Source organism: Streptomyces niphimycinicus, assembly GCF_018883605.1.
Classification (GTDB): Bacteria; Actinomycetota; Actinomycetes; order Streptomycetales; family Streptomycetaceae; genus Streptomyces; species Streptomyces niphimycinicus.
In genome coordinates this window covers 1-1,737 of sequence record NZ_JAHLEM010000331.1, presented here as the reverse complement: position 1 = coordinate 1,737, position 1,737 = coordinate 1, and the positions used below count along the sequence as shown (strand labels likewise).

The following is a 1,737-nucleotide window of genomic DNA, read 5'->3' as shown; positions in this document are numbered from 1 at the left end:
AAGGCGTTGCTGGCGCTGTCGGGTCGGGGTGGGATGGTGTCCGTCCCGGTGCCTGCTGACCGGCTGCGGGATCGTCCTGGGTTGTCGGTGGCGGCGGTGAATGGTCCGGCGTCCACGGTGGTGTCGGGTGCGGTCGAGGTGCTGGATGGGGTGTTGGTGGAGTTTCCGGAGGCCAGGCGGATTCCGGTGGATTACGCCTCGCATTCGGTGCAGGTGGAGGAGATTCGGGGGGAGCTGGCGGAGGCTCTGGCGGGTGTGGAGCCGTGTAGTGGGCGGGTGCCGTTCTATTCGACGGTGACCGGGCGGTTGATGGACACCGTGGAGCTGGATGCCGGGTACTGGTATCGGAATCTGCGCGAGACCGTGGAGTTCCAGGACACTGTTGAGGGGCTGTTGGAGCTCGGGCATACGGTGTTCGTGGAGGCCGCCCCGCATCCGGTGCTGACCATCGGCATTCAGGACACCGCCGACGCCACCGACACCGACATCGTGTTGACGGGATCGCTGCGCCGCGATGACGGTGGCCTGGACTCCTTCCTCACCGGGCTGGCCCGGTTGCATGTCCGAGGCGTCGCGGTGGAGTGGCGGGCGGCGTTCGCCGGGCTGGGCGCGCACGCCATTGACCTGCCGACCTACGCCTTCCAGCGTCGGCGCTTCTGGGCGGCCCCCCTCCGGTCGACACCCGGCTCGGCCGAGGTCGACCACCCCCTCGTGGGTGCGGTGGTTCCCTTGCCCGATTCCGGAGGCGCTCTCCTCACCGGAGTGCTCTCGCTGGCCGGTCAGCCGTGGCTGGCCGAACACTCGGTATCCGGTGTGGTCCTGTTCCCGGGGACGGGGTTTGTGGAGTTGGTGTTGCAGGCGGGGTTGGGGTTGGGGTGTGGGGTGGTTGAGGAGTTGACGTTGGAGGGGCCGTTGGTGCTTCCGGAGCGGGGTGAGGTGGAGGTTCAGGTTTTGGTGGGTGGTGTGGGTGAGGGGGGTCGCCGGTCGGTGTCGGTGTTTTCGTGTCGGGAGGGTGAGTGGGTTCGGCATGCGGTGGGTGTGGTGGGGGTGGCGGGTGGTGAGGCGTCGGCTGTGGAGGTGTGGCCGCCGGTGGGTGCGGAGCGGGTTGGGGTGGAGGGGGTTTATGCGGCGTTGGCGGAGCGCGGGTATGCCTATGGGCCGATGTTCCAGGGGTTGCGGGATGCCTGGCGCCGGGGAGACGAGGTCTTCGTCGAGGCGGTGCTACCGGAGGAGGCGAGAGGTGATGCGGCTCGCTGCGCGATACATCCGGCTCTGCTCGACGCCGGGCTGCACGGCGTCGGACTGGGTGGCCTGATCACCGACGATGGCGGGGCGTATCTCCCGTTCTCCTGGAGCGGCGTCAGGCTGCACGCGGTCGGCGCGTCCGCTGTCCGGATGGCGCTGAAGCCTGCCGGTCCGGACGCGGTGTCGCTGAGGGTGACCGATGAGGCGGGTGAGGCGGTCCTGTCGGTGGACTCCCTGGTACTCCGACCTGTTCCGGAGGGACAGCTCGCTGACGCCCGGGTTGGCAGCCGTGATGCGTTGTATCGGGTGGAGTGGGTGGATGTGGGTGTGTGTGGGGTGGGGTCGTTTGTGGAGTGGGGTGAGGTGGTTTCGGGTGGTGTGGTGCCGGGGTGTGTGGTGTTGTCGGGGGTTGATGTGGTGGGTGTGTTGGAGGTTTTGCGGTTGTGGGTGGGGGAGGAGCGGTTTGGTGGTTCGCGGTTGGTGGTGGTGACG

Annotated in this window: 1 protein-coding gene; it reads left to right on the top strand. The window is 68.2% G+C overall.

The window, feature by feature from the left end; genetic code table 11:
- Window positions 1-6: 6 nt before the first annotated feature.
- Window positions 7-1,737, top strand: a 1,731-nt coding sequence (locus KN815_RS27605; protein WP_301184653.1) for an acyltransferase domain-containing protein, incomplete at its 3' end; no start/stop codon positions are given.